Here is a 3,229-nt window from a genome sequence, read left to right on the forward strand (position 1 = left end):
GACATGTGGGCACACGTGGATACAATTGTGAGACTTTGATGTCCAAAATTTGGTGCCTGTATTGCGCACCAACTTGTTTCCTAAACGCAATAACGTACACAGGAACGAGTAACCTTCGGAAATTACTTTGTAGCATAGCACATTAGCGGCATGCCAGTGCGCATTCTCCTTAAAGACGCTATTACCCGACCAATGAACATTTTTAGAAGGGCCGCGAGAACTCTCAGGTCCACCTTGAGCGACATTCTGACTACGTATCGCTGGAAACGGATACTGTCGCGGCTTAACCTTCAATTGTTGTCCACGTTGAAGCCACGTAAGGTTTTTACAGTCACTAATGGAAAGTCGTTGTTTGTACTGAAGTTGACGACCCAACAGGGACTTTTCTTCCTCCGCGATTGGCTCCCACACGTACAGGCGCATTTTGAGAACCAGCTCGTGTTTCCCGAATTGGTCGCTTGTGGGGAATTCTCGCGGGAGAAGAACTGGGCACTTACCACCTGGATTGACGGGGATAGTCTGGCCTCTATTTTCGACGACCGTGATCCCGACTCTTCAACTTGGGGTGGGCGCGGGGTCACCCAACATCACCTTGACATATTCTTTAGGGCCTTGACGGCTCTCTCTACCCTATCGCTCGGGCCAAATACACTCCGGGAACCGATCGTAACCGACTACGTTTTGTCGGGGCCCAGGCTGCAGCAGCGCATTTACTCCTACGTTCATCGATTAAGCTCCAGAGGTTTGCTACACTTAGACCAACTTCACTTGATTCTGCATTGGTGTGAGCCCTTGCTCGTCGAACCGAGCGATAAGCAATTGTTATTTACGAATGGCGATTTCCAATTCCGCAATTTAGTCGTACTTAACGACGACAGAGTTGGAATAATTGATTGGGATACAGCGCGGTTCTCGCACTTCGAGATTGAACACTGCATAACCTATCAAACCATACTTCTCTGGGCTAATCTTGCCGCACAAACCGCCCTTATCCATCGTTCGCGTAATCTATTCGATTGGGATGACAGAATCATGCATGCCTATTGTGTTTTCAACGTCTTGGGACGAATGGTCTCGTATTCACGAAATCCCCAGCTATGTCACCATTTTGGCACGTTACTAGCCAACTTACTGCGGGGAGTGTCCTGGGAAGAAACTATCGGAGCCCACATTTGATAGGCACCGGATAACCCTTGAACGACGCGAGGTGCGCTATGGAACGGTTAAACGATGATATCCTACACCTTCCATGGTACTACGAGGTGGAGGTAGCAGGGACAAAACCGGTCACGGTCAGCCCTATTTCAGGTGAGCGCCACAGGGCACGCATCGCACTTGTGCTAAGCGTCCTGAAGGCAGTTGCTGGTGGCACGTTAACGCAAAAACGTGTTTTAGACCTCGGATGCAATGCCGGACTATGCGGGCTTGAATGTCTTTCAGCGGGGGTATCTTCTTATACAGGGGTAGATGCGTCACACCGGGCGATAGCACAAGCAATATATCTATTCGAAGACCGGAATATCGCTAAGGAACGTTATCATTTCGTAACTAGCGATATATTCGAATTCATGCACAAAGCTTGTGGAGAGCAGTGGGATGTTGTTTTAGCTCTTGGGATTGTGCACCACTTACCATGGTATCGTTTCTTTGAGTTTTTCGAGGGAGTAAATACGCTGTGCGCGGATATTCTGATACTGGACCTTGTATTAGCTACGACGTCGGTCGCGCCAGCGTTCCAATTGTTTACCCGCGACACCCCCCATTCACAGAACCCAGATGGCAAAATAGTCATCCACCCAACAAAGGGAGCGCTGGCCAGTTTGATGGGCAGGCTGGGGTTCGATGCAGTAATTATCAAGCCATGTTTTCCAAAAACTAGCGCATTTGCTGACTATCATCGTGGCAATAGGCGATTTGTAGTGGGATGCAAAAAAACGCGATTAGATGCCCTGGCCTCGTTGCAGGATGATCTGGGTGACATGCGGTTGGATGGAATACCGTTCAAGGCTTTAGTATCGGCGTGCTTTCGAAAGGTTGTGAAACGCATTTGGCATGGATAGGGAATCGAAACAAGGCTTTGGTGGCAAGAGCATGGCATCAAGCGTTGGGCGATATGGCCGTGCAAGTGCGATGCTGGTTATTCCATAGCCGCCGCGATCGCGCGGAATTAACATTTTCGAATGTGTAATGGCATGCGTTGCCTTTTTTGTGAACGCCAAAGTGTTTTCTTTGTGACAAAACACTTTCGGAATGCCATCGGTAGTACGTGCCGTCATAGACGCTACTACGTGATCAATTCCTGACGTGGCGGCGTTAGCCCCATTCAGGTAGACACTAGATAAAATGCAAGGGTACTTCAAGTGTCAGCGTCAAATTAATGCAGTTTCACCTTATTTGGCCGTATTTCTCCAACCCACCGCGAAGCCATCCGGCTCGCCGACCAGCGGGCTGATGGTGGTTGAGGCCCTGCAGGAATTGGGTGCGCAGGTGCACGTCATCTTTGCCCAGGATGGCTCCATGCGATCGGACTACGAAGCCCGCGGATGCACGACCGAAATCCTCCCCCACGGTCAGTGGCTGGCCGGGGGGCCCCGGCACCGGCGTCTGCGCCGTTGGGTCAGGGACTGGCAGGCCGCCCGGCAAATCGCTCGACGCATCCGGGAGCTTCGCCCAAGTTTGGTGTACGTGAACACGCTGACCGGCCTTTCCGGAGCATTAGCTGCCAAATGGTGCCATGTGCCCTGTATCTGGCATATCCGTGAACTGTTCGACGATGTCGGCGGCGAGATGCACGACCCCTGGCCGGGCGGCCGGAAAGCCGTGCGGCGGTGCCTCGAATCCCTGGCCGACCGGGTTGTGGTCATCTCCCGGGCTGTGTGGGAGAACGTGCTCGGATCGAGCTGTGCGGGCAAGACGGTACTTATTCCCAATGCGGTGGAAGACCGGTTCTTCGAACTTACCCTGACTCGCGAGGAAGCCCGCCGCCAACTCGGCTTACCGATCGAGCGGCCTATCGTCGGCGTGCCGGGAACCTTGCGACCCGTCAAGGGCCACGAATTCTTTCTGGAAGCATTACCGGGAGTGGTCGCGTCCGTGCCCTCGGTCCTGGCGGCGATCACTGGGGACGGGGATCCCGTTTACCGCCAAAAGCTGCTGGACCTGGTGGCAGCCAATCATTTGAATGGACACGTCGTATTTCTCGGCACTGTGTCCGACATGGCCGTGTTTT

At 52.6% G+C, this 3,229-nt stretch carries 3 protein-coding genes; all 3 read left to right on the forward strand.

Annotation, left to right across the window (positions count from 1 at the left end; translation table 11 throughout):
• Positions 1–192: 192 nt before the first annotated feature.
• A complete protein-coding gene (locus H5U08_RS19910) occupies positions 193–1,176 on the forward strand; it encodes a phosphotransferase (RefSeq protein WP_366494596.1) in 984 nt (327 codons plus the stop codon).
• Positions 1,177–1,214: 38 nt separating this feature from the next.
• Positions 1,215–2,060, forward strand: a complete 846-nt coding sequence (locus H5U08_RS13770; protein ID WP_297034177.1) for a methyltransferase domain-containing protein — start codon at positions 1,215–1,217, stop codon at positions 2,058–2,060.
• Positions 2,061–2,343: 283 nt separating this feature from the next.
• On the forward strand, positions 2,344–3,229 hold an 886-nt coding region (locus H5U08_RS13775), incomplete at its 3' end, for a glycosyltransferase family 4 protein (RefSeq protein ID WP_297034180.1).

Source organism: Thermogutta sp. (genome assembly GCF_014359955.1).
In the GTDB taxonomy this organism is placed as follows: domain Bacteria; phylum Planctomycetota; class Planctomycetia; order Pirellulales; family Thermoguttaceae; genus Thermogutta.

Excerpts from the sequence above, each read along its gene's own strand:
- H5U08_RS19910 (WP_366494596.1), top strand. The coding sequence starts at position 193 with ATGAACATTTTTAGAAGGGCCGCGAGAACTCTCAGGTCCACCTTGAGC.
- H5U08_RS13770 (WP_297034177.1), top strand. The coding sequence starts at position 1,215 with ATGGAACGGTTAAACGATGATATCCTACACCTTCCATGGTACTACGAG.